This is a genomic window from Leisingera sp. McT4-56 (genome assembly GCF_020514995.1).
Taxonomy (GTDB): domain Bacteria; phylum Pseudomonadota; class Alphaproteobacteria; order Rhodobacterales; family Rhodobacteraceae; genus Leisingera; species Leisingera aquaemixtae_A.
In genome coordinates this window covers 83,582-110,568 of sequence record NZ_JAJALF010000015.1, presented here as the reverse complement: position 1 = coordinate 110,568, position 26,987 = coordinate 83,582, and the positions used below count along the sequence as shown (strand labels likewise).

Sequence of the window (26,987 nt, the reverse complement as noted above, 5' to 3'; positions counted from 1 at the left end):
CCAGGCGATTCTCACTTCAGGCGGGTCATTTGGCGGATTTCGCAACCCCAGGCGGCCCGCCAATAAGACCGTTTCAGGCCAGTTCATGCCGCAAACACGTTCGAAATCTGCCTTTTAAGAGAAATCTTTTTCCTGATAGGAATATTCATTGACACAACACCCCCTCTCTTGGCTAACTGGACCAGACCAAAGGAACCAAATCAAGAATTTTGGTCCGCACCAATAGGGAGACTTTAGAAATGACTGCATCCTGGCGCTTCTCAACCCTTGCTGACCGCCACCGCGCGTTGGGCTCGGATCTGGAAGACTGGAGCGGCATGGGCACCGCTTGGACCTATGACAAGGACCAGACCGAAGAATACATGGCGATCCGCACCAAAGCGGGCTTCATGGACGTGTCCGGCCTCAAGAAGGTTCACATCGTCGGCCCCCATGCCAGCCACGTCATCGACCGGGCCACCACCCGCAACGTGGAAAAGATCAAACCCGGCCGCAGCACCTATGCCTGCATGCTGAACGACGAAGGCAAGTTCGTCGACGACTGCGTGATCTACCGCATGGGTCCGAACAGCTGGATGGTGGTGCACGGCTCCGGCCAGGGCCACGAGCAGCTGACCATGGCGGCCCAGGGCCGCGACGTCGACATCCGCTTTGACGACAACCTGCACGACATCTCCTTGCAGGGGCCGACGGCAGTCGATTTCCTGGAAAAACAGGGCGTGCCCGGCATCCGCGACGTGGTCTACTTCAGCCACATCCACACCACCCTGTTCGACAAGCCCGTCACCATTTCCCGCACCGGCTACACCGGCGAGCGCGGCTACGAGATCTTCTGCCGCGGCCAGGACGCGCCGCATATCTGGGACAACCTGGTCGAAAAAGGCGCCCCGATGGGCATCATCCCGACACGCTTCACCACCCTCGACCTCTTGCGGGCAGAAAGCTACCTGCTGTTCTTCCCGTATGACAACTCGGAAATGCACCCCTTCGAGAACGAGAAATGCGGCGACACCCTGTGGGAGCTGGGCCTCGACTTCACCGTCTCGCCGGGCAAGACCGGCTTCCGCGGCGCCGAGGAGCACTACCGCCTGAAAGGCAAGGAGCGCTTCAAGATCTACGGCGTCAAGCTGGAAGGCACCGAGCCGGCCGAAGAGGGCGCGCCGCTCCTGCGCGACGGCAAGCAGGTCGGCGTCGTCACCATCGGCATGTACTCGCCGCTGAACGAGCACAATGTGGGCATCGCCCGCATGCCGGCCGACTGCGCCGAACCCGGCGTGCCGCTGACCGTCAAGAACTCCACCGGCGAAATCCCCTGTGTTGCAGCGGAAATGCCGTTCCACGATCCGGAAAAGAAACGCCGGACCGCAAAAGGCTGAGCCGAATCCCGGGCGTCCCCACTCCGGGGGCGCCTGTTTTCGTTCACCCGGACTGCAGGAAAAGCGACCCACATGTCTAAAACCCAATTCCCCCCTTCCATCACCAGCCGCCCGGTCTACGGCGAGCTTGAGGCCCGCTCCGGCAGCGGCCACCTGATGATCGCCGACGCCGAAGGCGCCGAAGCGATCCTCGATCTCGCCAAATCCGTGGACCAGGGCTTCTGGGCCAAGGCCCATATCATCTACATCCCCAAGAAAACCGGCACTAAATACAGCAGCCAGCTGGAGGAGCTGGGTGCGGGCCAGTATTACGCCGGGCCGTCCTATGAAGCCGCGCAAGGCCGCATCCGCCGCGCCCTGCTGGATTGCCACATGGGCACCCAGGTGTATCTCAGCGGCACCGAAAGCCTGATGGGCCAGGCGATGGCCGAGGCCACCGCGGCCGGCATCCCGCACACCGCGATCCAGGCCGAACACCGCGGCTCCACCGCGCGGCGCATGCAGTGCGTGCACTGCAAGGGCATCACCGAGGACGTCACCACCGACCCCTTCGAATGCAGCCACTGCGGCCTCAGCCTGTTCGTGCGCGATCACTACTCGCGCCGCCTCGCGGCCTTCCAGGGCGTGCGGGTGGACGCCGAGGATCCGGGCAACATCCCCGAGAAAGTGGAGCTGTTCAAATGAGTGCTGGCACCGCAAAACTGAATGTCACCGTGGCCGAGGTCAAACCGATCAACGACCTGGTCACCCGTTTCAAATTCGTCCGCACCGGCGGCGGCGACCTGCCCACTTTCTCAGGCGGGGCGCATACCGTGGTGGAAATGCAGGACGGCGATATCACCCGGCTCAACGCCTATTCGCTGATGTCCAACCCGGCCGACCGCGGCGCCTACACCATCTCGGTACGGCGCGACGATCAAGGCCGCGGCGGCTCCAAGTTCATGCATACCCAGGTCAAGGAAGGGATGGAGATGGTGATCTCCAACCCGGTGAACCTGTTCTCGCTGGACCTGCGCGCGGGCAAACATCTGATGCTGGCCGGCGGCATCGGCATCACCCCCTTCATGGCGCAGATGCATCAGCTCTCCATGATGGGCGGCCATTTTGAGCTGCACTACTCGGTCCGCACCGCATCCTTGGGCACCTACGCCAAGGAGCTGACAGAGCACTATCCCGGCAGGGTGCACATCTATCATGACGATCAGAACGAGGCGATCGACCTCAAGACCCTGCTCGCCAACCAGCCGCTGGGCACCCATGTCTACGTCTGCGGCCCCAAGGGCATGATCGAATGGGTGCATTCCACCGCCGAGGAAATGGGCTGGCCGCGCGAGGCGGTGCATTCCGAGGAATTCCTGGCACCCGCCTCCGGCAAACCGTTCGAGGTGAAATGCGCGGTCTCGAACAAGATCGTCCAGGTCGGCGAGCATCAGTCCTTGCTGGAAGCGCTGGAAGCAGCCGGCATCGACGCCCCCTACCTCTGCCGCGGCGGCGCCTGCGGCCAGTGCGAGACCAGTGTCATCGGCTACGACGGCAAGTTCCTGCACTACGACCACTGGCTGACCGACGAACAAAAGGCCGGCGGCAAGCACATCATGCCTTGCGTGTCGCGCTTTGAAGGCAAGACACTGGTTCTGGACCGCTGAGGGAGACAGACATGACCATCCAATTCAACGACGAAACCTTCCACGGCGACTTCACCTTCAAGAACTCGGACTGGGCGATCAAACGCTTCCCCTTCCCGTTCCACGAAGACAGCTACATGTATTCGGTGAACATGGAGCCGCACACCTCCTACCGGCCCGGCTCGGTGTTTGAACGCACCTTCGACGTGGACGAGCACTATGTCTCGGAAATGAAGGACCGCGCCCGGGTGCTGGCAAACGACCCGCTGCGCTGCCAGTCGCTGCCGCATATGACTCTTGCGGGCTGGGACCTGGTCGAGCTGATCATGGAAGCCAAGGCGCGCGAATACCCGGACCTGTTCGAACTGCACAAGGACGGCAACCGCTGGCGCTGGATCAACAAGCCGCTGGGCATCGACGACACTTTCACCTTCCTCGATGAAAGCACCCTGCCCTACGGCCCGATGGAATACATCACCCGCCAGACCCAGGGCGACTTTGCGGTGCTCGACCAGCGCGACGACAACCTGTGGATGGATGCCGGCATGGTCACCACCCAGGCCGACTGGTCGCTGGACTTCGATATCGGCATGAACTTCTTCGAATGGCACGCGCCGGTCCCGAAAGCGCATGAGATGGGCATCTTCGTGCGGGCGCTGAAGTTCCTCCTGAACATCCAGCAAGGCCAGCCCGCCCGCCGACTGAACTGGACGATGACGGTCAACCCGCTGTTGGACACCAGCCCCGAGAACTACCACAAATGGGGCGTGATGAAGCAGGGGCTGACGATGGAGAACATCGGCGACAAGCAGCACCTGCGGGTCGAACTGCAGACCTTCTTCCGCCTGCCGCGCTCCAACGCGCTGGTGTTCCCGATCCGCTGCTACCTGATCAGCTTCAACGATCTGGTCACGGTGCCGAAATGGGCCCGCCGCCTGCACCGGGTGATCCGCGACCTGCCGGAGGAGCTGGCAACCTACAAGGGCTTCATCGACAACCGCCCTCTGATGGTGGAATGGCTCTCGCAGTTTGACGACGGCAGCCCGACCTCGGACGGCATCTGGCCCGACGACGACTGATCCCGAGCGGACTTGCGGGCCGTCCCTACCCCCTGTCACGTAGGCCCGCTTCACTGACTGCCGTTGCCTCTGGCTCCGGCAGTTTCTTTTTTTGGGGGGGGCGGCGGCACGGCTGCCCCGGAAGCCAAAAAGCGCCGCGCAATGCGCGGCGCCCGGCCGGGTGGTGCAGGGGCATCTTCAGAAGCCCCGAAGCAGGCGGGCGCTCCCCCGGCTGCGCGTCAGCTCGATTGCGGGTAGGAAATGATCGACAGGTAGCGCGCGGGCAGCTTGACCAGCTCCTCCGGCCCGTGCGGCGCATCCGCGTCAAAAAACAGCGTATCCCCCGGCTTCAGCGGGAACACCTTGTCGCCATGGCGGTAATCCACCTCACCTTCCAGCATGTAGAGCATCTCCACACCGTCGTGCTGGAAGGTCGGGAAGACATCCGACTCTTCGGTCAGGGTGATCATGTATGGCTCAACCATGACGCCCGAGGCATTCGCGCCGAGATGGCCCAGCAGCTGGTACTGATGCCCGGCCCGGGTGCCGGCACGCTCGGTTTCGGCACCTTCCCCGGCCTTCGTGTGCACCGCCTCGCGGCTTTCCTCGAAGCGGCGGAAGAACGACGTGATCGGCACGCTCAGCGCGTTCGCCAGAAGCTGCAGCGTGGTCAGCGACGGCGAGGTGTTGCCGTTCTCGATCTTCGACAGCATCCCGATCGACAGGCCGGTCAGATTGGCCAGGTCCGCCACCGTGATCCCCTGCTGCCGCCGGAACGACCGCACTTCGCGGCCGATCGCCACTTCCAGAACTTTTTCTGCGCCATCGCGCACCCGGTGCGGGTCTTGAGAGAGGTTATGTGCCACTGCGTCACTATCATCTTTGAGTTTAGCCACTGTGTTATCTTCCTTATGGACAGCCTCTGACAAGCGCGCAGCAGCCGATATGCAAAAACTTTCCGAAACACAACAAACCACGCGAAAATTATTTTACTGTGGTTACTAGTTTTTCCCAAGCCCGTACCGTCAAAGGAAACAAAAAAGTTGCTGCGCTGCCGACACGCGGCGGCCGGCCTAGCGGGCGGCTGCACCAGCCCGCGGCAAATCACGGAGCTGACAGGAACCAATTTCAGACCACTGCCGCGCTCCCCCGTATAAAAGATGCGAAAACAACATAAAAATAACCCCTTAGGCTAGATCCGACTGCAGCCGCAGGAACCGCGGAAAGGAACCAATTTTCTTCTGCTTTCTTGCTGCCCGGCGCACGACAGGCTAGGCTGAGGACCAGTTGAGACTGCGGCGAACAGTTGCATCGCAACCGCCGCCTGCGGCAGAATACCCGCCGCAGCGAACAGGAGCAGGGGCAATCCCGCTCATCCGGCCCGCAAAGAAGGCAAACCATGAGTTCAGCAGAAGACACCACTTCGCAAATCCTCACCACCCATTCCGTCGGCGCCACGGTGCAGGTGGTGATCGACACGCTCTTTGCCCGGATCAAGTCCGGCACCTATCCGGTGGACACGAGGCTGCCTTCCGAACGCACGCTGGCCTCCGAACTGGGGGTGGCACGCAACACCGTGCGCGAGGCGCTGGATGTGCTGGCCAGCCAGAACGTGATCAACCGCCGGGCCGGCTCCGGCAGCTTTGTGAAATTCCGTTCCGATCCCAAACCGGAAACCTCTTCCTACACTTCACTGGCCCAGGAGGTCTCGCCGCTCGACCACCTGGTGGTGCGCGGCATTCTGGAGCCGGAACTGGTGCGCCTGGCGGTGATCAATATGACCCCGCGCCAGATCGAGGAGCTGGACCAGACCCTGTCCCGCGTCGAGGCCGTGCGCACTGATCCCGGCGAATTCATCGAGGCAGAGGAGGATCTCTACCGCAAGATCGCCGAAGGCACCGGCAACCCGCTGCTGCACTCCTGCTACGAGCTGACGATCGAGGCCTGCCGCCTGTCCTACCGCACTGCGCTGCGCCGCCGCCACCTGACGCCACAGCGGATCCAGGACTACCAGAAGCGCTACAACACGCTGTTCAACGCCATCGCCTCGCGCGATGTGGAATCGGCGGTCGAGTTCATCAAGCTGCACCTGATCGACGAGCAGAAGCTGCTGCTGCAGGAGGTCTGAGCCCGCTCAGCCCTTCACCGCGCGCGAGCTGACTTCGCTGCCCGGCGCGCCGCTCTCCAGCCGCTGATGCCACAGCTGCCCCAGCGCTTCCATCTCCGATTTCAACAGCCCGGAATGCTCCGCCAGCCACGCCGGAATCGACTTGAAAGCGGCAATCCGCGCCTTGCCTTCCTGGATTGTCACCACCGGCCAGTCACCGACCAAGGCGTTGGAAATGCCGAAGATATCCTCGCCCCACCACTCCGCGTGGCCAAAGGCATGGGTGACATGCCCCAGCTGTTTCATCGCCGCCAGAACCGACGGCGGCTCAACCGAACCTGCCTTCTCCACCGCGCTGTGCCAGATATCCAGGATCGCCACATACTCCCAGCTCACCGCCGACCAGCTGCCCGGAAAACGCCGGTTGTACTCCTCGTAGAACTCATGCGGGCGGTTGAAGAAAAACGCCTTCTCCCGCAGCATCGGATCGTCGAAATCCGGAAACTGGAACACCACGCCTTCCATGAATTCCGGCGACGTCCGCGCCACCAGCCGGTCATAGCCATCCATGGTGCAGCTGATGATCTGCCCCGTGAACCCCTTGGCGTGGGCGTATTCCGTCATCGCGTGCACCAACGGCGCGTATGAGGAGCACCAGCACAGGATATCGGCGCCGCTTTCCAGCATCGGATCCACCACCGGCGCCGGGTCGCTGGCGCCGGGATCATACTGCACCTCGCGCAGGATCGTCCTGCCCGCCGCCTTGAACGCCGCCCGGTAGACCGCCTGCGCGGGCAGCCCCAAAAGGTCGGACTGGCTGCACAGCGCCACCGTCTTCAGTTCCGGCCTGGCCTCTGCCAGCCAGGCGACGCCGGTCACGTTCTGGATCGGATGCGCCTCGCTCGGCGCAATCAGATAGGGCGTGTCCGGCGACAGGTCGCTGGGCAGCAGGGTGGAGGTCAGCACCTTGTTGCGCATCAGGAAGTCGCGCACCGGCGCAAAGGTATCGCCGCCCAGCATCAGCATCAGCTTAACGTTGTGCTGCTGTACCAATTGAACCGCACCCTCCAGCGAGCGCTCGGGGTCGTAGCCGCAATCATAGGAATGGATGCGGATCGGGTAGCGGCGGCCGCCGATCAGCACCCCGCCGGCCTTGTTCAGCCCGTCCTCCCAGATCCGGCAGCCGTTCAGTCCCGGCAGCCCCCAGCTCTCCACCCGGCCCGAAAGCGGGCCCAGAAAGCCGATATTCACTGATTCTCTCATTCCCACGGACAACCGGGGCAGCGCCGCGCGGGCGGCAAGCTGATGCGCAAAACTGGTCGTACTCATGAAGAAATCCTACCAAGAAAACAACGCGCTTCCAGTCCAATTGCGCACCAAATTATTCCAGATGTGAAAAAATGTTGACTTATTGGTGCAAGTTTGGACCTAATTGGACCAGACCAAATGATCCAAATTAAAATATTGGTCCGAACCAATGGGAGAGCCACATGACCAAGAAACGCATTGCCATCATCGGCGCAGGGCCGTCCGGCCTGGCCCAGCTGCGCGCATTCCAGTCCGCCGCCAACAAGGGCGAAGAGATCCCGGAGATCGTCTGCTTTGAAAAGCAGGACGACTGGGGCGGCCTGTGGAACTACACCTGGCGCACCGGCCTGGACGAAAACGGCGAACCAGTGCACTGCTCGATGTACCGCTACCTGTGGTCGAACGGCCCCAAGGAGGGCCTGGAGTTCGCCGACTATTCCTTCGAGGAGCATTTCGGCAAGCAGATCGCCTCCTACCCGCCGCGCGCCGTGCTGTTCGACTACATCGAAGGCCGGGTGAAGAAGGCGGACGTGCGCAAGTGGATCCGCTTCAGCTCCCCGATCCGCTGGGTCGAATACAACGAGGACAAGGGCAACTTCACCGTCACCGTGCATGACCACACCAAGGACAGCACCTACAAGGAAGACTTCGACCACGTGATCTGCGCCTCGGGCCATTTCTCGACCCCGAACGTGCCGTTCTACCCCGGTTTCGACACTTTCAACGGCCGCGTGCTGCACGCCCATGACTTCCGCGACGCCCGCGAATTCGCCGGTAAGGACATCCTGCTTCTCGGCGCCTCCTACTCTGCCGAGGACATCGGCTCCCAGTGCTGGAAGTATGGCGCCAAGTCGATCACCACCTCCTACCGCACCGCGCCGATGGGCTTCAAATGGCCGGACAACTGGGAAGAAAAACCGGCGCTGGAAAGCGTCGAGGGCAACACCGCCACCTTCGTCGACGGCACCCAGAAGGAGGTCGACGCGATCATCCTCTGCACCGGCTACAAGCATTTCTTCAACTTCCTGCCGGACGATCTGCGCCTGAAGACCGCCAACCGCCTGGCCACTGCCGACCTCTACAAGGGCGTGGTCTACGCGCATAACCCCAAGATGTTCTATCTGGGCATGCAGGACCAGTGGTTCACCTTCAACATGTTCGATGCGCAGGCCTGGTGGGTCCGCGACGCGATCATGGGCAAGATCGAGATCCCGGCGGACAAGGAAACCCTGCTGGCCGACGTGAAAGAGCGCGAAGAGCGCGAGGAAGCCTCGGACGACGTCAAATACGCGATCAAATACCAGGGCGACTACGTGCTGGAGCTGATCGAGGAGACCGATTACCCGACCTTCGACGTGGCCGGCGCCTGCCAGGCCTTCTACGAGTGGAAAGCGCATAAGGCCCAGGACATCATGGCCTTCCGCAACAACTCCTACAAATCGGTCATCACCGGCACCATGGCGCCCGTGCACCACACCCCGTGGAAGGACGCCCTGGACGACACGCTGGAAGTATATCTGCAGAACTAGGCAGATACGCCTGCGCCGTTTTCCCCTTCCTGTACGGCGCAGGCACCCTTTCGCTGCTGTGCGAATCCCTCTTCGCAAGCTATAATTCACCTCATGCAGCGCGATAAAACCATGACACTCGGCTTTCTGATTTTCCCCGGCTTTCCAATGGCCTGCCTGACCTCGGCCATCGAACCGCTGCGCGCGGCAAACGAAATAGCCGGCACCGATACCTTCCGGTGGAAACTGATCTCTGAAACCGGCGCCAGCGTGAACGCCTCCGCCAATGTGGCGTTCCAGCCTGATTGCTCCTTGGACCGGGCGGAGGGCATCGACACCCTGTTCCTGCTGTCCAGCCCGCAGGGCAAGTTCGACGACCCCAAGGCCTCCAACGGCAAGCTGCGCCACCTCGCCCGCCACGGCACCAACATGGGCGCTGTCTCCGGCGGCGTCTTTCCCCTGGCCCGCTCCGGCCTGCTCGACGGGCACAGCTGCTCGGTCCACTGGTGCTACAAGGCGGCCTTCACATCTGAATTCCCGTCACTGGCCACCGTCGACGACGTTATCGTCCTCGACCGCCGCCGCTTCACCGCCAGCGGCGCCGCAGCGATGTTCGACCTGTCGCTCAAGCTGATCGAGCAGACCCTGGGCGACGCGGTGATGACCGAGGTCGCCTGCTGGTTCCAGCACCCGATGGTCCGGGCCGAGGGCGTGCGCCAGAAGACCCCTGCGTTCAAGACCGACAGCACCGCCGACAGCCTGCCGCCGCCGGTCGCCAAGGCGGTGGAGCTGTTTGCCGACAACCTGGAACATCCGGTGTCGATCCGCGACGCGGCCAGCGAGATCGGCGTCTCGCCGCGCCAGCTGGAGCGCAGCTTCAAGGCCGCCACCGGCCAGAGCCCGGCAATCTATTACCGCACCCTGCGGATGAACGCGGCACGTCAGCTGGTGATGTATTCGCGCGACTCGATCACCTCGATCGCCAATGCGGTGGGCTACGCCACTTCCTCCACCCTGTCGCAGCACTACCGCGAAAGCTTCGGCGTCACCCCGCAGGAGGAACGCCGCAAGGTGAACCTGTTCCGGGTTCAGGACAACCGGCCGATCCCGTCGGCCTGACCCGCCCAAACAGGAAAGACCAGGCACAAAAAGGCCGGTGGTTTTCTCAGAAACCACCGGCCTTTTTCTGTTCAGATCACCGATTTCGCCGCCGCCACCAGCGCATGATGCAGCGAGCCGGCAGAGGACCGCGGGCCAATGATCGAATATCCTTGCCCGGGGGTCTGGCACAGCAGGAACACACCCAGATGCTCCATCGAGGTACGGGTGGCATCGCCCCCCTTGCCCGCACGGACATTGGCGTTGCACAGCCGTTCCAGCACATCAAAGCAGCGCGGCCCTTCCATGTCGAAGCGGCACCAGCCGTCGGTCTGTTCCACAACGGAGCCAGCCTCGCCCACTGCCTGCTTCAGATCCGCCGCCATCAGTTCGTGGCTGTCATGCGGGGCAGAAACCATCCACAGGTCCGGCCCCATCCACCAGGCAGCAAACACACCGTGCTCACTCCAGCCGGCAGCCTCCGGCAACGCCCCGCCCAGATAAGAAGCAGCCGCAGATTTCACCGCATCTTCGCTGCCTTGGCGTGCCGCCAGCGAGGCCAGCGCCCGGTCGGTGACTTCACGGATCTGGAGACCTGTGAAGACATCCACCCGCGGCTCATGCCCGCCCAGCGGAGAGATGGCTTTGAGCCCATGATTATCAAACTTACCCACGGAGACGCTCCCCTTCCGGATCCACAAAATGCGCGCTGACAACTTCGACCTGGGTTTCCTTGCCCTCCAGCGGGTTGACCGCGCGGATCACTTCACCCTTGCGGCTGTCGCCGCGCTTCAGGAAGCCGATCCCGATCGAACAGCCCAGCACCGGCGAATAGGCGGCAGAGGTGATATAGCCCTGATCGGTGGCCGCGCTGACTTCGCCATCGGCGTTCATCAGATGCGCCCCGGCCTGCACCGGATCGGCGGCATTCACCGGCTTGAAGCCCACCAGCTTCAGCGCATCCTCCTGGTTCATGCCCGGTCGTTCGCTCAGCGTGTTGCCGATGCAGTCCTTCTTCTTGCTGACCATCTTGCCCATGCCGAGGTTCAGCGCCGAGGTGGTGCCGTTCAGCTCATTGCCGGCCGCATGGCCCTTCTCGATCCGCATGACGCCCAGCGCCTCGGTGCCGTAAGGAACAGCGCCAAACTCCTCGCCCGCTTCCATCAGCTTGCGGATCATCGCATCGCCGTACCGGGTTGGCACCGCGATCTCATAGGCCAGCTCGCCCGAGAAGGAGATCCGGAACAGCCGCGCCCGGCAGCCGCCCGCCACGGTCACTTCCCCGCAAGCCATGAAGGGAAACGCCTCGTTCGAGATGTCGAACTCGGGGTCCACGACCTTTTGCAGCAGCTTACGGGCATTCGGACCCGCCACCGCGAACTGTGCCCAGGCCTCGGTGGTCGAGATCAGCTGCACATCCATGTCAGGGAACAGGCACTGGCGCGCAAATTCCATGTTGCGGTAGACCAGAACTGCGTTGGCGGTGGTGGTGGTCACCACGAAATGATCCTCGGCAAAACGCGCCGCGGTGCCGTCATCATAGGCAATGCCGTCCTCGCGCAGCATCAGGCCATAGCGGACCTTGCCCACCGGAAGCTTGGCAAAGGCATTGGCATACATCTTGTTCAGGAACTCGGCAGCGTCCTTGCCCTGCACGTCGATCTTGCCCAGCGTGGTCACGTCGCAGACACCGACAGAGTTGCGGGTCTGCAGCACCTCGCGGTCAACCGACTGGCGCCAATGGGTTTCGCCCGCCTGGGGGAACCACTGCGCCCGCAGCCACTGGCCGACCTCGACAAACACCGCGCCCTGCTCCTCGGCCCATTTGTGGCTGGGGGTCTTGCGGGTGGGGCGGAACTCCTCGCCCACCGAGCGGCCTGCCATCACACCGAAGGACACCGGCGTATAGGGCGGGCGGAACATGGTGGTGCCGACCTCGGGGATCTGCTTGCCCGCCAGTTCGGCCATGATCGCCAGACCGCCCATGTTGGAGGTCTTGCCCTGATCGGTCGCCATGCCAAGGGTGGTGTAGCGCTTCAGGTGCTCGACCGAGCGGAAGTTCTCCTGATGCGCCAGTTTCACGTCCTTGACGGTGACGTCGTTCTGCTGGTCCAGCCAGGCGCGGCCCTTGCCTTCCTTCACATACCAGAAGGGAGTCACGTTAATGGGCGCGCCCTCGGCCTCGGGCAGATCGGCAGCTTTCGCTTCGATCCCCAGCTCCGACAGCGCGGCCACGGCCCCCTCGGCACCAGCGCGCAATGCGGCAGCGGTGGAGAAATCGCCATTGGCGGCACCGGCCACCGACATGTTCTGCGGCAGCTCACCCGCGGGCACAAAGGCCGCAATATCCTCGCGCCAGGCGGGGCGGCCGCGCTGGTGGCAGGTCAGATGCACGTTCGGGTTCCAGCCGCCGGACACCGCCAGTGCCCCGCAAGGCACGTCGCGGGTGGTGCCGTTTGCCAAGCGCACCCGTGCCCATTCCAGCCCCAGCCGGCCCTTGGTGTCGATCACCTGGGCACCGGCAAACAGCTCGGCACCTTCGACCTTGGGCGCATCGGCGCGGGTGTCGATCACCGCGGTGACCTTGACGCCCTTGGTGATCAGGTCGGCGGCAGTGCGGTGGCCGTCGTCGTTGTTGGTAAAGACCGCAACCGTCTGGTCCGGAGTCACCGCCCAGCGGTTGGCATAGGCGCGCACCGCACCGGCCAGCATCACGCCCGGGCGGTCGTTGTTCTCAAACGCGATGGGCCGCTCGGTGGCGCCCGCCGCCAGCATCGCCCGCTTGGAATAGATCCGCCACAGGATCTGCCGCGGCTTGCCCGCTTCCGGTGCCAGAACATGGTCAGCGGTGCGCTCCACTGCGCCATAGATACCGTGGTCAAAGGCGCCGATGATGGTGGTGCGCGGCATCACCCGCACGTTCGGCATCGCCGCCAGCTCCGCCTGCGCCTGCTCGACCCAGGCAGACCCGGCCAGATCGCCGATGCCAAAGGTTTCCGCATTCAGGCGCCCGCCGAGCAGGAAGTCCTCGTCGGCAATAATCACCTGCGCCCCGGCCCGGCCCGCAGTCAGCGCCGCCATCAGGCCGGTGGGGCCGGCCCCGATCACCAAGAGATCGCAATGCAGGAAGCCCTTGTCATAGGCATCCGGGTCCGCCTCGAAACTGATGCTGCCCAGACCCGCCGCCTTGCGGATGATCGGCTCGTACAGTTTCTCCCAGAACGCGGCCGGCCACATGAAGGTCTTGTAATAGAAACCCGCGGTCAGGAAGTTCGAGAACCGGTCATTGATCGCCATGAAGTCATGCTGCAGCGACGGCCAGCGGTTCTGCGAGTTCGCCTCCAGCCCATCATACAGCTCCGCCACGGTGGCGCGGGTATTCGGCTCCTGCCGCCCGCCGCTGCGCAGCTCGACCAGCGCGTTGGGCTCTTCAGAGCCAGAGGTCAGCACACCGCGCGGGCGGTGGTATTTGAACGACCGGCCCATCAGCCGCACGCCGTTTGCCAGCAGGGCCGAGGCCAGCGTGTCGCCCTCGAACCCCTTGTAGCTCTTGCCATCAAAGGTGAAGCTCAGCGCCTTGCTGCCCTTGATCAGCCCGCCATCCAGGCGGTTCACCTGCACCCCCTTGCGGGCGCCGGTGCTGCCGTCGGCCTGAAAGGCCACGCGGCCGGCATTCATCACTGCGTCAGTCATTTGCTGCGCCCCCTTGCCCGGGCCACATCACGGGCCAGTTCGACATTCAGGATTTCATGGGTCACGGTGTTGCGGGTCACCACCAGCCAGGACCGGTCGCCCTGCTCATGGAACCACAGCTCGCGGTGCTCGCCCGCCGGGTTGTCGCGCAGATACAGGTAGACGTGGAACTGATCCGCTGCATTGTCGGCCTGCCAGTCCGGCCGGTCGATCAGGCTGGCGTCCCCCAGATAGGTGAACTCCTGCGAATCCCGCGGCCCGAGGATCGGATGGTTGATAATCATCGCTTCTGTCCTTTCCTCAGTGCAGGTTCGGCTGGGCGCCCTGGCCCTTTTCGTCGATCATCAGCCCCTTGCGGAACCGGTCGAGCCGGTAGGCCGTTGCCACCTTGTGCGGGGTATCGGTCGCCAGCAGATGCGCATAGCACCAGCCCGAGGCCGGAGTGGCCTTGAACCCGCCGTAGCACCAGCCGCCGTTGAAATAGAGGCCGTCCACATGGGTCTTGTCGATGAAGGGCGAGCCGTCCATCGACATGTCCATGATACCGCCCCAGCTGCGCAGCATCCGCACCCGGCCCAGCGCCGGGATCAGGGCCATGCCGCCCTCCATCACGTCCTCGACCACCGGCAGATTGCCGCGCTGCGCATAGGAATTGTACATGTCCAGGTCGCCGCCAAAGACCAGCCCGCCCTTGTCCGACTGGCTGCAATAGAAGTGGCCCGCGCCAAAGGTGATAACCCCGTCCAGCACCGGCTTAAGCCCCTCAGAGACAAAGGCCTGCAGCACGTGGCTTTCGATCGGCAGACGCATGCCCGCCTTCTCCATCACCCGGCTGGAGGAGCCTGCCACGCAGCTCGCCACTTTGTTGGCGCCGATGAAGCCCTTGGTGGTCTCCACACCCAGGCACTTGCCGTTCTCGATCTTGAAGCCGGTGACTTCGCAGTTCTGAATGATGTCGACACCGCGCAGGTCGGCGCCGCGGGCATAGCCCCAGGCCACCGCGTCGTGGCGCACGGTGCCGCCGCGGCGGTGCAAGAGCCCGCCCTTGATCGGGAAGCGCGCGTCGTTGAAGTTCAGGAACGGGTACATCGCCCGCACGCCGTCGGTGTCCAGCAGCTCCGCGTCGGAGCCGTTCAGGATCATCGCGTTGCCCCGGCGCCGCGCCGCATCGCGCTGCGCGTCCGTATGCACCAGGTTCAGAATGCCGCGCTGGCTGACCATGGCATTGTAGTTGAAGTCCTGCTCCAGCCCTTCCCACAGTTTCAGCGACAGCTCGTAAAACGGCTCGTTGCCGTCCAGCAGGTAGTTGGAGCGGATGATGGTGGTGTTGCGGCCGACGTTGCCGCCGCCGATCCAGCCCTTCTCGATCACCGCGACATTGGTGATGTTGTGGTTCTTGGCCAGGTAATAGGCCGTCGCCAGCCCGTGCCCGCCGCCGCCGATGATCACCACATCGTAGCTTTTCTTGGGTTCTGGATCGCGCCAGGTCGGGCGCCATCCCTTGTGGCCCGTCAGGGCCTCCTTGATCACTTTCAGGCCGGAGTACCGCATGATGTCCTCATCAACTGTCCCCGGCAGAATCGTTGAGAAATGCGTCATTTCACAGGGGGATTTCGGACATCGGCCGCGCCATTTGCGTCACAGGCGGGAAATCACCAATGCAGATGCAGCATGACCCGCCACAACCTCACGGACCCTTTTTCGAGTTAAGTCTATGTTATTAAATTAAAAGATAAGCCGCTGCCGTGTCAGCCGCCAGAAAATGCTGCCAGGCCGGTTTGCGCCACGGACACCGCCATCCGCGCCATATGCGGCACCGGCGACTCACTCCGCCAGATCGATCTCATCCAGTTCGTTCAGCAGATCCAGGAGCGCCTCATAGCGTTCCGCCCCCATCTTCCGGCGGGTGCGCTCCATCAGCTCCAGGCTGGCCTCCAGGTTGTCGGCAATGATCTTCTCCCCCGCCGCAGAGATCTGCACCACCTGGCGGCGGCGGTCCTGCTGGTCGCGCTCCCGGCTGATCAGCTGCTTTTCCTCCAGCTTCTGCAGGATGCGCGTCAGGCTGGGCAGCAGCAAACAGGCCTTGTCCGCGATCTGGGTCGGATCGATCGGCCCGCTTTCCTGCACCACCCGCAGCACACGCCATTGCTGCTCGGTCAGCCCCGCGCCGCTCAGCAGGGCACGGATCGGACCCATCACGCGCTCCCGCGCCCGCAGAAGGGCGATTGGCAGCGAACGGTCGGTGGAGGGCATCATCCTGGTCATGCGTGATTATCACCCCGCTTCCGGCTAAACGCAATTGCCGCTTGGGTTTCTTCTGCTTGACTCAACGCTGTACATTTTGCTAAACATGTTAAGTAATTTAGGAGAGGTACCGGACATGCCGCACATCACGCTGGACTACTCGGCCAATATGGAGGAGCGCACCGACATCGCTGCGCTGTGCCGCCATTTGCGGCAGGCCGCAGCGGCGACCGGCGTGTTTCCTCTGGCTGGCATCCGGGTGCGCGCCTTTGCGGCCAATCATGTCTCGATTGCCGACGGCGATCCGCAGCACGGCTATATCGACATCTCCATCCGGCTGCGCGCGGGCCGTGACCTCGACACCCGCAAACGCGCCACCCAGGCGGTGTTCGACGCAGCCCAAGCCTTTCTGGAACCGGCCCTGCAGCAGCATTCCATCGCGCTCTCGCTGGAGATGCGCGACATCGACCCGGAGCTTTCCCCGAAATGCGGCACCATCCGCGACCACATGCAAAAGGCGGACCAGTGATGAGCGACCTGACCACCAACATCGAAACGCTGAACAGCCACCTGGCCCGCTTCCGCGAGGGCGGCATTTTGAACCTTATCGGCGGTGAAAGCCGCCCCGCCGCCTCCGGCGCCACTTTTGAAACCTCTTCACCAGTAGACGAGAGTGTTATTTGCTCCGTAGCCAAAGGCGCCGCAGGAGACATCGACGCCGCTGCTCAGGCCGCCAAGACCGCCTTCCCGGCATGGCGCGACATGCCCGCGCTGGAGCGCAAGAAGATCCTGCACCGCATCGCCGATCTGATCGTCGAACGCGCCGAGGAAATCGCCCTGTGCGAATGCTGGGACACTGGCCAGGCCTTGCGCTTCATGTCCAAGGCCGCCCTGCGCGGCGCCGAAAACTTCCGCTTCTTCGCTGACAAGGCCACCTCCGCCCGCGACGGCCAGCAGTTGCAATCGCCGACGCTGATGAATGTGACCACCCGGGTGCCGATCGGCCCGGTGGGCGTCATCACCCCGTGGAACACGCCCTTCATGCTGTCCACGTGGAAGATCGCCCCGGCGCTGGCTGCCGGCTGCACTGTGGTCCACAAACCGGCCGAGTTCTCCCCCCTCACCGCCCGCATCCTGGCCGAGATCGCCCATGAGGCCGGACTACCCGCAGGCGTCTGGAACCTGGTCAATGGCTTTGGCGAGGACGCAGGAAAGGCGCTGACCGAACACCCGGACATCAAGGCCATTGCCTTTGTCGGCGAAAGCAAGACCGGCTCGATGATCATGAAACAGGGCGCCGACACCCTGAAACGCGTGCACTTCGAACTGGGCGGCAAGAACCCGGTGGTGGTCTTCGACGACGCCGACCTCGACCGCGCGCTCGATGCCGCGATCTTCATGATCTACTCGCTGAACGGCGAGCGCTGCACGTCTTCCTCGCGCCTGCTGGTGCAGGAAAGCATCGCGGAGGCGTTTGAGGCCAAGCTGATCGAGCGCGTCAACAACATCCGCGTCGGCCACCCGCTGGACCCCGCCACCGAAGTCGGCCCGCTGATCCACAAGGTGCATTTCGACAAGGTCACATCCTATTTCGAGACCGCCAGACAGGACGGCGCCACAATCGCCGCCGGCGGCAGCCGTGTTGGCGATCAAGGCTGGTTCGTCCGCCCGACGCTGTTCACAAATGCCACCAACGATATGACCATCGCGCAGGAGGAAATCTTCGGCCCGGTCCTCACCGCAATCCGTTTCAAAGACGAGGATGAGGCTCTAACATTGGCCAATGACACGCAATACGGCCTCACCGGCTATGTCTGGACCAACGACCTCACCCGCGCCCTGCGCTTCACAAACGCGCTGGAGGCCGGAATGATCTGGGTGAACTCGGAAAACGTCCGCCACCTGCCCACCCCTTTTGGCGGGGTCAAGGCCAGCGGCATCGGCCGCGACGGCGGCGACTGGTCTTTCGAGTTCTACATGGAACAGAAACACATCGGCTTTGCCCTGGGCCAGCACAAGATCCCGCGCCTCGGCGCCTGACCTCAAGGAAACGCGCAACCAGTCTTTGAGGAGAAGACCATGGGAGAAATCGTTCTCGCTGCCAAATGCACCCACGTGCCAACCATGCTGATGTCGGAACAGCCCGGCCGGCTGGAGGGTGCCCGCAAGCCCGCCATTGACGGCCACCGGGAAATCGCCCGCCGTGCCAAGGCGCTCGGTGCCGACACCATCGTGATCTGCGACACCCACTGGGTGATCAACGCGGGCTACCACATCAACGCCAACACCCGGTTCAAGGGGCTGTTCACCTCCAACGAATTCCCTCAGTTCATCCAGAACCTGCCCTATGAGTACGAGGGCAACCCGGCCTTGGGCGATGCCATCGCCGCCAAAGCGTCGGACAAGGGCGTCTACACCCTGTCGCACCAGCTCGACTCGCTGGAACTGGAATACGGCACCCTTGTGCCGATGCGCTTCATGAGCCGCGAGGGCGATTTCAAGGTGGTCTCCATCGCCGCTTGGTGCACCGTCCACGATCACGACGAAAGCCGGGTGATCGGCGAAGCCATCCGCGAGGCGGTCGAGGCCTCGGACAGCAAGGTGCTGCTGGTCGCCTCCGGCTCGCTCAGCCACAAGATCTGGGCGAACAAGGACTATGCCGCCAACAACGGCACCTTCACCATCAGCTCCGAGTTCAACCGCCAGATGGACCTGCGGGTGCTGGAGCTGTGGCAGAAGGGTGACCACGCGACCTTCCTCAGGCTGCTGGGCGAATACGCCGAGTTCTGCTGCGGCGAAGGCTCCATGCACGACACCGCCATGCTCTACGGCGCGCTTGGCTGGGACAGCTACACCGCCCCTTGCGAAGTGATCACCGAGTATTTTCCCAGTTCCGGCACCGGTCAGACCAACGTGATCTTCCCGGTTCAGTAATAGGAGCCCCCCCAATGCCCGTCCCCGCCCCGAACCTCTATCCGCCTTTCAACATCGTGCGGCTCAGCCATGTCGAATACGCCGTGACCGACCTCGCCGCCTCCCGCGCCTTCTATGTGGATACCCTCGGCCTGCAGGTGACGCATGAAGACAGCGAGCGCATCTATCTCCGCGCGATGGAGGAACGCGGCCACCACTGCATCGTTCTGGTTCAGGCGGATACGGCCTCGGTCGGGGTTCTGGGCTTCAAGCTCTATGACGCGCCCGACCTGGACAAGGCCGCCGAGTTCTTCGCCTCCAAGGACCTGCCCGTCGAATGGGTCGAGCGCCCGCACATGGGCAAGACCCTGCGCACCCGCGACCCCTGGGGCATCCCGCTGGAGTTCTATGTGAAAATGGACCGGCTGGAGCCGATCCATCAGAAATACAGGCTCTATAACGGGGTAAAACCGCTGCGCATCGACCATTTCAACATGTTCAGCGCGGATGTGGACGGGGCGGTTGCCTTCTATAACGAGATGGGCTTCCGGACCACCGAGTTCACCGAGGATGACGAAAGCGGCAAGGTCTGGGCGGCCTGGATGCACCGCAAGGGCGGCGTGCATGACGTGGCCTTCACCAACGGGCTCGGCCCCCGCCTGCACCACACCGCCTTCTGGGTGCCGAGCCCGCTCAACATCATCGACCTCTTGGATCTGATGTCGACCACCGGCTACGTCGATAACATCGAGCGCGGCCCCGGCCGCCACGGCATCTCCAACGCCTTCTTCCTTTATGTGCGCGACCCCGACGGCCACCGGATTGAAATCTATTGCTCCGACTACCAGACCGTCGACCCGGATCTGGAGCCGATCAAGTGGTCGCTCACCGACCCGCAGCGCCAGACCCTCTGGGGCGCCCCGGCGCCGCGCAGCTGGTTCGAGGAAGGCTCCGTCTTCGAAGGCACCGCCCCGAAACCCAGCGCCTTGAACGCGCAGCCGATTATTGCACCTTGAACCTCTCGGTACCAAAGCTGAGGGGCGCGGCTGCCTGGGCGGGCGCGAACGCGCCTGCCGGGGGGCAGGCAGGCGCGGCCCGGCGGTGCAGCCGGGCTGAAGATAGGACGATTGAGGACCGCCCCGCGTCCATTGAGAGGATGAACAAATGAAATGGGATGATTTCTCTGAATGGGGCCGCCGGGTCGCGGACTGGACGCAGGACTACCACCTGACCGTCGGCGACCGCCCGGTGCGCGCCAAAACCGAACCCGGCGAGGTGCTGAACGCCCTGCCCCAAACCCCGCCTGAGGACGGCGAGGGGATGGAGGCAATCTTCCACGATTTCGAGGACATCGTGATGCCCGGCATCACCCATTGGCAGCACCCCCGCTTCTTTGCCTATTTCACCTCCAACGCCGCCGCGCCCTCGGTGCTGGCGGAATTCCTGGCCTCGGCCATCGCGCCGCAATGCATGCTGTGGCAGACTTCTCCAGCGGCGACCGAGATGGAAACGCGGATGATGGACTGGCTGCGCCAGGCGCTGGACCTGCCGGACCAGTTCCAGGGTGTCATTCAGGACTCCGCTTCTTCCGCCACTCTCGCCGCGGTGCTGACCATGCGGGAAAAGGCGTTGAACTGGCAGGGCAACCAGCAGGGTCTGTTCGGGCAAAAGGCCCTTCGCATCTACTGCTCTTCCGAGGTCCACACCTCCATCGACCGCGCCATCTGGGTCGCAGGCATCGGCCAGCAGAACCTGATCCGCATCCCTATAAAGGGCGATTGGCGCGGCATGGACCCCGACGCGCTGGAGGCCGCCATCCAATCCGACCTCGCCGCAGGCCATCAGCCCGCGGGCATAATCCTCTGCGTCGGCGGCACCGGGGTGGGCGCCACCGACCCGGTGGATCAAGTGCTGGACGTGGCCGAGAAATACGGCCTCTACACCCATGTGGACGCTGCCTGGGCAGGCTCCGCGATGATCTGCCCCGAATACCGCCACTATTGGCCCGGCGTCGAACGCGCCGACAGCATCGTCTTCAACCCGCATAAATGGCTCGGCGTGCAGTTCGACTGCTCCGCCCATTTCCTGAAGAACCCGGATGATCTGGTTCAAACCCTGGCGATCAGCCCGGAATACCTCAAAACCCACGGCCATGACGGCATCATCAACTATTCCGAATGGTCGGTGCCGCTCGGCCGCCGCTTTCGCGCGCTGAAAATCTGGTTCCTGATCCGCACCTACGGGCTGGAGGGCCTGCGCCAGCGGCTGCGCAATCACATCAACTGGTCGAACCAGCTGCACGAAAAGCTGAAAGCCGAGCCTGATTTCGAGATCACCAGCGCACCGATGTGGTCGCTCTGGTCGTTCCGCTATGCCCCACAAGGCGCCGCGGATCTGGACGATTTGAATCTGCGACTGGTCAATGCAATCAACGGCGATGGCCGCATCTACATAACCCAGACCCGCCTCGATGGAGAACTGGTGATCCGCTTCCAGGCAGGCCAGTTCGAAACAACTGAGGCAGACGTGATGATGGCCTTCGATGTCATCACCGAAATCGCGAGGAGCCTGACCTGATGCGCTTTGCTACCTACTCCGCCGATAGCGAAACCTTCTATGGCGCCGTGACGGACGCCGGCATGATCGCCCTGTCGCCGCAGTTCCCGCACTGGCCCACCCTGCGCGACGTGATCGCGGCAGACGGCCTGCCCGCACTGGCTCAGGCCGCCGAGGGCCAACCCGTCACCCACACGGATTTTAGCTATGAGATCCCGATCCCCAACCCGGAAAAGATCATCTGTGTCGGCGTCAACTTCCCGGACCGTAATGCGGAATACAAGGACGGCTCCGCTCAGCCCAAGCACATGTCCCTGTTCCCACGCTTCCCGCGCTCCTTCACCGGTGCCGGGCGCCCGCTGATCCGCCCGCCGGAAAACCACACGCTGGACTACGAGGGCGAGGTCGCCGTGGTGATCGGCAAACCGGGCCGCCGGATCAAGCCGAAGGATGCCTACGATCATATTGCGGCTCTAACACTGGCGAACGAGGGCACCATCCGCGACTGGGTCCGCCACGCCAAATTCAACGTGACCCAAGGCAAGAACTGGGACAATTCCGGCGCGATCGGCCCCTGGCTGGTGCCCTTCACCGATGCTGCCCAGCTGGATGAGGCCCGCATCGTCACCCGAGTAAACGGAGAGATCCGCCAGGATGACACCCTGGCGCGCATGATGTTCCCGATCCGCGAGGAGATCGCCTATATCTCCACCTTCACCACCCTGCAGCCGGGTGACGTGATCATCACCGGCACCCCCACCGGCGCAGGCGCGCGGTTTGATCCGCCAAGATATCTGGCCCCTGGCGATGTTGTAGAAGTCGAGGTCGAGGGCATCGGCATTCTGCGAAACACCGTTGAGGACGAAACATGACCCCGGAGCAGCACCAGGACGCCGCTGACCAACTGTTCAAAGCCGAGCAAACCGGCCAGCAATGCGGCCTGCTTTCGCTGGCCTATGCCGGCATGACGCTGGACGATGCCTACGCTGTGCAACAGGCTCTGGTAAGGCAAAAACTGGCCTCCGGCCGCAAGAAAATCGGCTGGAAAATCGGCCTCACCAGCCGCGCCATGCAGCAGGCGTTGAACATCACCACCCCCGACAGCGGCGTGCTCTTGGACGACATGGCGTTTGAGAACGGCAGCACCGTCCCTGCCGGCCGCTTCATCCAGCCGCGGGTGGAGGCGGAGATTGCCTTTGTGATGAAATCCCCCCTCGCAGGCGCCGAGTGCACCCGCGCAGATGTGCTGGCCGCGACAGACTTTGTGGCGCCGTCGCTGGAGATCCTCGACACCCGCATCCTGCGCGCCGACCCGGCAACCGGGCAGGCCCGCATCATCACCGACACCATCAGCGACAACGCCGCCAATGCCGGCGTGGTGCTGGGAGCGGAGCGCCACGCTGTTGACGCACACGACCTGCGCTGGGTCGGTGCCATCACATCCCGCAACGGCACGGTAGAGGAAACCGGCCTCGGCGCGGGCGTCTTGAATGATCCCGTCACCTCGGTCCTGTGGCTGGCCCGGCGGATGGCGGAATATGGACAACAGATCGCGGCCGGGGATATCGTGCTCTCGGGCTCTTTCATCCGCCCCATCGAATGCCCGCCGGGCACGGAAATCACCGCAGATTTCGGCCCCTTCGGTTCCGTATCCATCAATTTCGCCTGACAGGAGGCCCCGCCCATGCCCGCGCCCAAGAACAGCTTCAAACAGGCTCTAACACAGGGCAAACGCCAGATCGGCTGCTGGATGAGCTTTGCCGACGGCCAGCTCGCCGAGATCATGGGCACCTGCGGTTTCGACTGGCTGGTGATCGACGGCGAGCATGCGCCCAACGATATCCGCTCGATCCGCGACCAGCTGATCGCGCTGGCGGCGTCGCCCAGCCACCCGGTGGTGCGGGTGCCGGTGGGCGAGACCTGGATGATCAAGCAGGTGCTGGATGCAGGCGCGCAGACAGTGCTGGTGCCGATTGTCGAAAGCGCCGATCAGGCCCGCGAACTGGTCCGCGCCTGCCACTACCCGCCCAAGGGCGTGCGGGGCGTCGGCGCCACGGCAGCACGGGCCACCATGTTCGGCACGGTCACTGAGTACATCCAAACCGCCGATCAGGAGGTCTGCCTGCTGGTGCAGGTGGAAAACCGCGCCGGCATGGCTGCGCTGGACGACATTCTGCAGGTGGAGGGCATCGACGGCGTCTTTATCGGACCGGCGGACCTGTCCACCGACATGGGCCACCAGGGCAACTCCGCCCACCCGGAGGTGCGCGCGGCAATTGCCGATGCCATCACCCGCATCAAGGCCGCGGGACTCGCCCCTGGCATCCTCGGCACCACGGATGAGGCCACCCAGGCCTATGCGGACATGGGCGCACAGTTCCTGGCGGTCGGCATCGACGTCATGGTGCTGGCCAAAAACGCCCGCGATCTGGCCGCCAAGTGGAAGGCTGACTAGACCCGCACCGCTAACCGCACAGGAATCACTCCCGCGCCCATCCGCAGCCCTGGCTTTGCCAGCGCAGCGGGAGCGGGCTTGGGCGTGGCACCGCGCCATGCGCGGTGCCACGCCCAACGGGAGGAAGGTATTTCAATGCCTGACGACGGGCGGGAGAACGCCTCTGTCGCCAGGCGCCGCGCCAGGACCAGATCGGGATCAGCGCAGCACCATGCCCTCGGGCCAGCTGAGCGTGGTGTCCAGCTGGATGGTGCGGCTTTCCCCTGCCGCAATATCCAGGTCCCAGGCCAGAATACCGCGCTGCTTTTCCACGTTTTCTTCCGTTGGCCGCGGCGTGGCGCTCCAGTCGATCTCCAGATCATCCTGCTGCGAATAGGGCACCTGGTCCAGCACCCGCACCGGCCAGTCCTGCGCGGTCAGGTTCTCCACCGTGATCTCCACCTTCTGCACCTGCGCGTTGCTGCGCGAGATCAGCCCCTGCTCACCCTCGCTCTGCCCCAGCACATCGCGGCGCAGCTGCAGGCCCTCGATGGGGCCGAACCCCGCCTCCATCTCCGCCCCAGGCGCCAGCCCGGCGAAAGGCTCCACCGTAACCAGCTTGCCATCGACAAACCGCGGCACCTCAGCCGAGGCCAGCAATTGCTCGCCGAAGCTGTTGGTGAAAGCCGCCACCCTGTAGGCCGTCTCATCCCGCGACGGCACCGCCACCGCCCGCACCTTTGCATCTGCGGTCAGGCTGTCCATCTCCAGACGCAGCAGATCGGCGCCGGAGGCAACCGACACAGGCAACCCGAACCGGTAAGTGGCCGCCGCGCCGCTCAGATCAGCCCCCCAGCCGCCGCGCGCCTCTTCCTCGAATGCCGGGGGCGCTGCCGCCGGCTCCGCCAGCGCCGACAGTTCCGCTAGATCCTGCCCCATGGATTTCAGCGCCCGCGGCGGCTGCGGCTCCTCGATCCGGCGCAGCCAGGGGTACAGCACCGACGGGCTGCCCTGTTCGCCGGGAACCGCGGTCGACAGGGTCAGCGCCACATCCTGCCAGTTCTCGCCGGTGTCCTGCGCCAGCACCACCGCCCGCTTCAGGATCACCTGCTCCTCCTTCACGGTGCTGAGGTGCATCTCATAAGACGGCTGCCAGCCGATAGTGCCGCCGCCCGCGGTGTAGTAGCTCACCTTGATGGCGCCCTCACCCGCCTGTTCCGCGTCTATGTCCACCGCGATGAACAGCCGGTCCTCATCCTCCAGCGTGATCGCGGCCAGCGCCGCGCGGGCCTCTGCCAGTTCTTCTTGCAGATCCTCCAGCTGCAGCTCGATCCGGCGCGCCTCAGCCTCCGCCGCAACAGCCGCCTGGCTGGCCCCGGCCGCTTCTTGCGTGATCATCCGGGCAATCGCGCTCAGCGCTGCCGCATCCGCCTCTGCCAGCCCTTCGTTTGCCCCCAGCTGCTGCAGGAAGGTGATCGAGGCCTCGGCCGCCCGCACCCCGGAGCGCGCCCGCGCAGCCTCGTCCCGGACCGCGGCGATCCGCGCCTCAACCTCGCGGACCCGCGCCTCTGCCGCCTCCACCTCCGGATCATCCGCATCGCGCGGCGGCACGTAATTCTCGCGCAGCAGGGTGGCAACGCGGCGGGCGCCGGCGATCTCCACCTGCAGGGTGTCCAGCAGGGCGGATTTCGGAACGTTCTGCAGGATCAGCCGGTGGCGCCCTTCCGGCAGGGTCAGCGCGGCGCTGCGGGTGACTTCCGCCAGCCCGGGATACAGCGTCACCTCCGACACGGTGCTGCTGACGGCAATGGTTTCAGCCGCTGCAAAGGGCGCGGCCGCCGCCGCAAAAGAGGATAAGGCAAAGGCCATCATGGGAAATCGCATTGGCAACTCTCGATCAAAAATCCGCGGGGCAAAACCGCCCGCCCGCTGCCAAGCCTAGCTGCCGCCCCGCCCCGAGGCCACGCAAAAGAAAAAGGGCCGCCTCTTGCGAAGCGGCCCCCTGATCGGATGGACGAAAGGCTCAGCCCTTCTTCAGGACCTCGCGGCCCAGCAGCTCGGCAATCTGCACCGCGTTCAGCGCTGCGCCCTTGCGCAGGTTGTCGCTGACGCACCACAGGTTCAGGCCGTTCTCGATGGTCGAATCCTGGCGGATGCGGCTGATGAAGGTGGCAAAATCGCCAACGCATTCCACCGGGGTCACGTAGCCGCCGGCCTCGCGCTTGTCGATCACCATGATGCCGGGCGCCTCGCGCAGGATGTCGCGCGCCTCATCCTCGTCCAGGAAATCCTCGAACTCGATGTTGATGGATTCGGAGTGGCCGACAAACACCGGCACCCGGACGCAGGTCGCGGTAACCTTGATCGACGGATCGACGATCTTCTTGGTCTCGGCCACCATCTTCCACTCTTCCTTGGTCGAGCCGTCTTCCATGAAGACGTCGATATGCGGAATGACGTTAAAGGCGATCTGCTTGGGGTAGACCTTGGGCTGCACTTCCTGACCGGGGACGTAAACGCCCTTGGTCTGGTTCCACAGCTCGTCGATCGCGTCCTTGCCGGAGCCGGACACCGACTGGTAGGTCGAGACGACAACGCGCTTGATCTTGGCGCGGTCGTGCAGCGGCTTCAGCGCCACCACCATCTGCGCGGTGGAGCAGTTGGGGTTGGCGATGATGTTCTTCTTGGCATAGCCGTGGATCGCCTGCGGGTTCACTTCCGGCACGATCAGCGGGATGTCCGGGTCGTAGCGGTAGAGCGACGAGTTGTCGATCACGGTGCAGCCCGCCGCAGCGGCCTTGGGCGCGTAATCCTTGGTCGCGGCGGAACCGACGGCAAACAGCGCGATGTCCCAGCCGGTGAAATCGAAGGTGTCCAGATCCTGGGTAGTGAGTGTCTTATCGCCAAAGCTGACTTCAGTGCCGAGAGATTTGCGGCTTGCCAGCGCAGCGATCTCATCCACAGGGAACTGGCGCTCGGCCAGGATGTTCAGCATTTCGCGGCCCACGTTGCCAGTGGCGCCAACGACGACGATGCGGTAACCCATTTATCTGTTTCTCCAGTCTTG

General features: G+C 63.8%; 24 protein-coding genes. 15 read left to right on the top strand and 9 right to left on the bottom strand.

Translation table 11 applies throughout. The annotated features are described in order from the left end of the window. The first annotated feature begins 239 nt into the window (after positions 1 to 239). From LHL23_RS16195 to LHL23_RS16180, 4 genes are all read left to right on the top strand, one after another. Positions 240 to 1,376 (top strand): aminomethyltransferase family protein, encoded by a 1,137-nt coding sequence (locus LHL23_RS16195; protein ID WP_226430662.1) that lies wholly within the window; start codon positions 240 to 242, stop codon positions 1,374 to 1,376. 72 nt (positions 1,377 to 1,448) lie between these two features. Next, complete coding sequence (locus tag LHL23_RS16190; RefSeq protein ID WP_222476334.1) at positions 1,449 to 2,060, top strand: dimethylamine monooxygenase subunit DmmA family protein; 612 nt, start codon at positions 1,449 to 1,451, stop codon at positions 2,058 to 2,060. Beyond that, positions 2,057 to 3,022 carry a PDR/VanB family oxidoreductase gene (locus LHL23_RS16185; RefSeq protein ID WP_226430661.1) on the top strand — a complete coding sequence of 322 codons (966 nt, stop codon included), beginning with the start codon at positions 2,057 to 2,059 and terminating at the stop codon, positions 3,020 to 3,022. The genes LHL23_RS16190 and LHL23_RS16185 overlap by 4 nt, the downstream gene beginning before the upstream one ends. Before the next feature lie 11 nt (positions 3,023 to 3,033). After that, positions 3,034 to 4,080 carry a heme-dependent oxidative N-demethylase family protein gene (locus tag LHL23_RS16180; protein ID WP_222476336.1) on the top strand — a complete coding sequence of 349 codons (1,047 nt, stop codon included), beginning with the start codon at positions 3,034 to 3,036 and terminating at the stop codon, positions 4,078 to 4,080. Positions 4,081 to 4,298: 218 nt separating this feature from the next. Here LHL23_RS16180 and LHL23_RS16175 read toward each other — a convergent pair whose 3' ends face one another. Then, positions 4,299 to 4,955: a helix-turn-helix domain-containing protein gene (locus LHL23_RS16175; protein ID WP_222476338.1), complete on the bottom strand. Its 657-nt coding sequence runs from the start codon at positions 4,953 to 4,955 to the stop codon at positions 4,299 to 4,301. Positions 4,956 to 5,458: 503 nt separating this feature from the next. Here LHL23_RS16175 and LHL23_RS16170 point away from each other — a divergent pair. Further along, positions 5,459 to 6,187, top strand: a complete 729-nt coding sequence (locus LHL23_RS16170; protein WP_226430660.1) for a FadR/GntR family transcriptional regulator — start codon at positions 5,459 to 5,461, stop codon at positions 6,185 to 6,187. Positions 6,188 to 6,193: 6 nt separating this feature from the next. On the opposite strand, the gene LHL23_RS16165 is transcribed toward LHL23_RS16170, so the two are convergent. Beyond that, positions 6,194 to 7,495 carry an ABC transporter substrate-binding protein gene (locus LHL23_RS16165; protein ID WP_226430659.1) on the bottom strand — a complete coding sequence of 434 codons (1,302 nt, stop codon included), beginning with the start codon at positions 7,493 to 7,495 and terminating at the stop codon, positions 6,194 to 6,196. A 161-nt stretch (positions 7,496 to 7,656) separates the two neighbouring features. On the opposite strand from LHL23_RS16165, the gene LHL23_RS16160 reads away from it, so the two are divergent. Further along, a complete protein-coding gene (locus LHL23_RS16160) occupies positions 7,657 to 9,003 on the top strand; it encodes an NAD(P)-binding domain-containing protein (protein ID WP_226430658.1) in 1,347 nt (448 codons plus the stop codon). Between the two features lie 93 nt (positions 9,004 to 9,096). Continuing rightward, a complete protein-coding gene (locus LHL23_RS16155; protein ID WP_222476346.1) occupies positions 9,097 to 10,101 on the top strand; it encodes a GlxA family transcriptional regulator in 1,005 nt (334 codons plus the stop codon). 71 nt (positions 10,102 to 10,172) lie between these two features. Here LHL23_RS16155 and LHL23_RS16150 read toward each other — a convergent pair whose 3' ends face one another. From LHL23_RS16150 to hpaR, 5 genes are all read right to left on the bottom strand, one after another. Continuing rightward, a complete protein-coding gene (locus LHL23_RS16150; RefSeq protein WP_226430657.1) occupies positions 10,173 to 10,754 on the bottom strand; it encodes a sarcosine oxidase subunit gamma in 582 nt (193 codons plus the stop codon). After that, the gene (locus LHL23_RS16145) at positions 10,747 to 13,758 is read right to left on the bottom strand and encodes a sarcosine oxidase subunit alpha family protein (RefSeq protein ID WP_226430668.1); all 3,012 of its coding nucleotides are present in this window, start codon (positions 13,756 to 13,758) and stop codon (positions 10,747 to 10,749) included. The genes LHL23_RS16150 and LHL23_RS16145 overlap by 8 nt, the downstream gene beginning before the upstream one ends. An 11-nt stretch (positions 13,759 to 13,769) precedes the next feature. Then, positions 13,770 to 14,057 (bottom strand): sarcosine oxidase subunit delta, encoded by a 288-nt coding sequence (locus LHL23_RS16140; protein ID WP_226430656.1) that lies wholly within the window; start codon positions 14,055 to 14,057, stop codon positions 13,770 to 13,772. A gap of 16 nt (positions 14,058 to 14,073) precedes the next feature. Next, positions 14,074 to 15,324, bottom strand: coding sequence for a sarcosine oxidase subunit beta family protein (locus tag LHL23_RS16135; protein WP_226430667.1), 1,251 nt, complete (start codon positions 15,322 to 15,324; stop codon positions 14,074 to 14,076). A 273-nt stretch (positions 15,325 to 15,597) separates the two neighbouring features. Next, positions 15,598 to 16,038: a homoprotocatechuate degradation operon regulator HpaR gene (hpaR, locus tag LHL23_RS16130; RefSeq protein WP_226430655.1), complete on the bottom strand. Its 441-nt coding sequence runs from the start codon at positions 16,036 to 16,038 to the stop codon at positions 15,598 to 15,600. 115 nt (positions 16,039 to 16,153) lie between these two features. Here hpaR and LHL23_RS16125 point away from each other — a divergent pair, with 115 nt between their 5' ends. The 8 genes from LHL23_RS16125 (at position 16,154) to LHL23_RS16090 (ending at position 23,941) form a co-directional block, all read left to right on the top strand. Beyond that, entirely contained in the window at positions 16,154 to 16,546 is a 393-nt protein-coding gene (locus LHL23_RS16125; protein WP_226430654.1) for a 5-carboxymethyl-2-hydroxymuconate Delta-isomerase, read from the top strand. Next, on the top strand, positions 16,546 to 18,057 hold the full coding sequence (gene hpaE, locus LHL23_RS16120; protein ID WP_226430653.1) for a 5-carboxymethyl-2-hydroxymuconate semialdehyde dehydrogenase: 1,512 nt from the start codon (positions 16,546 to 16,548) through the stop codon (positions 18,055 to 18,057). The genes LHL23_RS16125 and hpaE overlap by 1 nt, the downstream gene beginning before the upstream one ends. 39 nt (positions 18,058 to 18,096) lie before the next feature. Then, positions 18,097 to 18,951, top strand: a complete 855-nt coding sequence (hpaD, locus tag LHL23_RS16115) for a 3,4-dihydroxyphenylacetate 2,3-dioxygenase (protein WP_226430652.1) — start codon at positions 18,097 to 18,099, stop codon at positions 18,949 to 18,951. A 14-nt stretch (positions 18,952 to 18,965) separates the two neighbouring features. Further along, on the top strand, positions 18,966 to 19,946 hold the full coding sequence (hpaD, locus tag LHL23_RS16110) for a 3,4-dihydroxyphenylacetate 2,3-dioxygenase (protein ID WP_226430651.1): 981 nt from the start codon (positions 18,966 to 18,968) through the stop codon (positions 19,944 to 19,946). A 148-nt stretch (positions 19,947 to 20,094) separates the two neighbouring features. Next, positions 20,095 to 21,507, top strand: a complete 1,413-nt coding sequence (locus LHL23_RS16105; RefSeq protein ID WP_226430650.1) for a pyridoxal phosphate-dependent decarboxylase family protein — start codon at positions 20,095 to 20,097, stop codon at positions 21,505 to 21,507. After that, complete coding sequence (locus tag LHL23_RS16100; protein ID WP_226430649.1) at positions 21,507 to 22,358, top strand: fumarylacetoacetate hydrolase family protein; 852 nt, start codon at positions 21,507 to 21,509, stop codon at positions 22,356 to 22,358. The genes LHL23_RS16105 and LHL23_RS16100 overlap by 1 nt, the downstream gene beginning before the upstream one ends. After that, a complete protein-coding gene (gene hpaH, locus LHL23_RS16095) occupies positions 22,355 to 23,155 on the top strand; it encodes a 2-oxo-hept-4-ene-1,7-dioate hydratase (protein WP_226430648.1) in 801 nt (266 codons plus the stop codon). Before LHL23_RS16100 ends, hpaH begins: the two co-directional genes overlap by 4 nt. Positions 23,156 to 23,170: 15 nt before the next feature. Further along, positions 23,171 to 23,941 carry an HpcH/HpaI aldolase family protein gene (locus LHL23_RS16090; protein WP_226430647.1) on the top strand — a complete coding sequence of 257 codons (771 nt, stop codon included), beginning with the start codon at positions 23,171 to 23,173 and terminating at the stop codon, positions 23,939 to 23,941. Positions 23,942 to 24,139: 198 nt separating this feature from the next. Here the strand turns inward: LHL23_RS16090 and LHL23_RS16085 are convergent, their stop codons facing one another. Together LHL23_RS16085 and LHL23_RS16080 are read right to left on the bottom strand one after the other, a co-directional pair. Beyond that, positions 24,140 to 25,804, bottom strand: a complete 1,665-nt coding sequence (locus tag LHL23_RS16085; RefSeq protein WP_226430646.1) for a DUF4139 domain-containing protein — start codon at positions 25,802 to 25,804, stop codon at positions 24,140 to 24,142. Between the two features lie 139 nt (positions 25,805 to 25,943). Further along, positions 25,944 to 26,966 carry an aspartate-semialdehyde dehydrogenase gene (locus LHL23_RS16080; RefSeq protein ID WP_222476365.1) on the bottom strand — a complete coding sequence of 341 codons (1,023 nt, stop codon included), beginning with the start codon at positions 26,964 to 26,966 and terminating at the stop codon, positions 25,944 to 25,946. Positions 26,967 to 26,987: the final 21 nt, after the last annotated feature.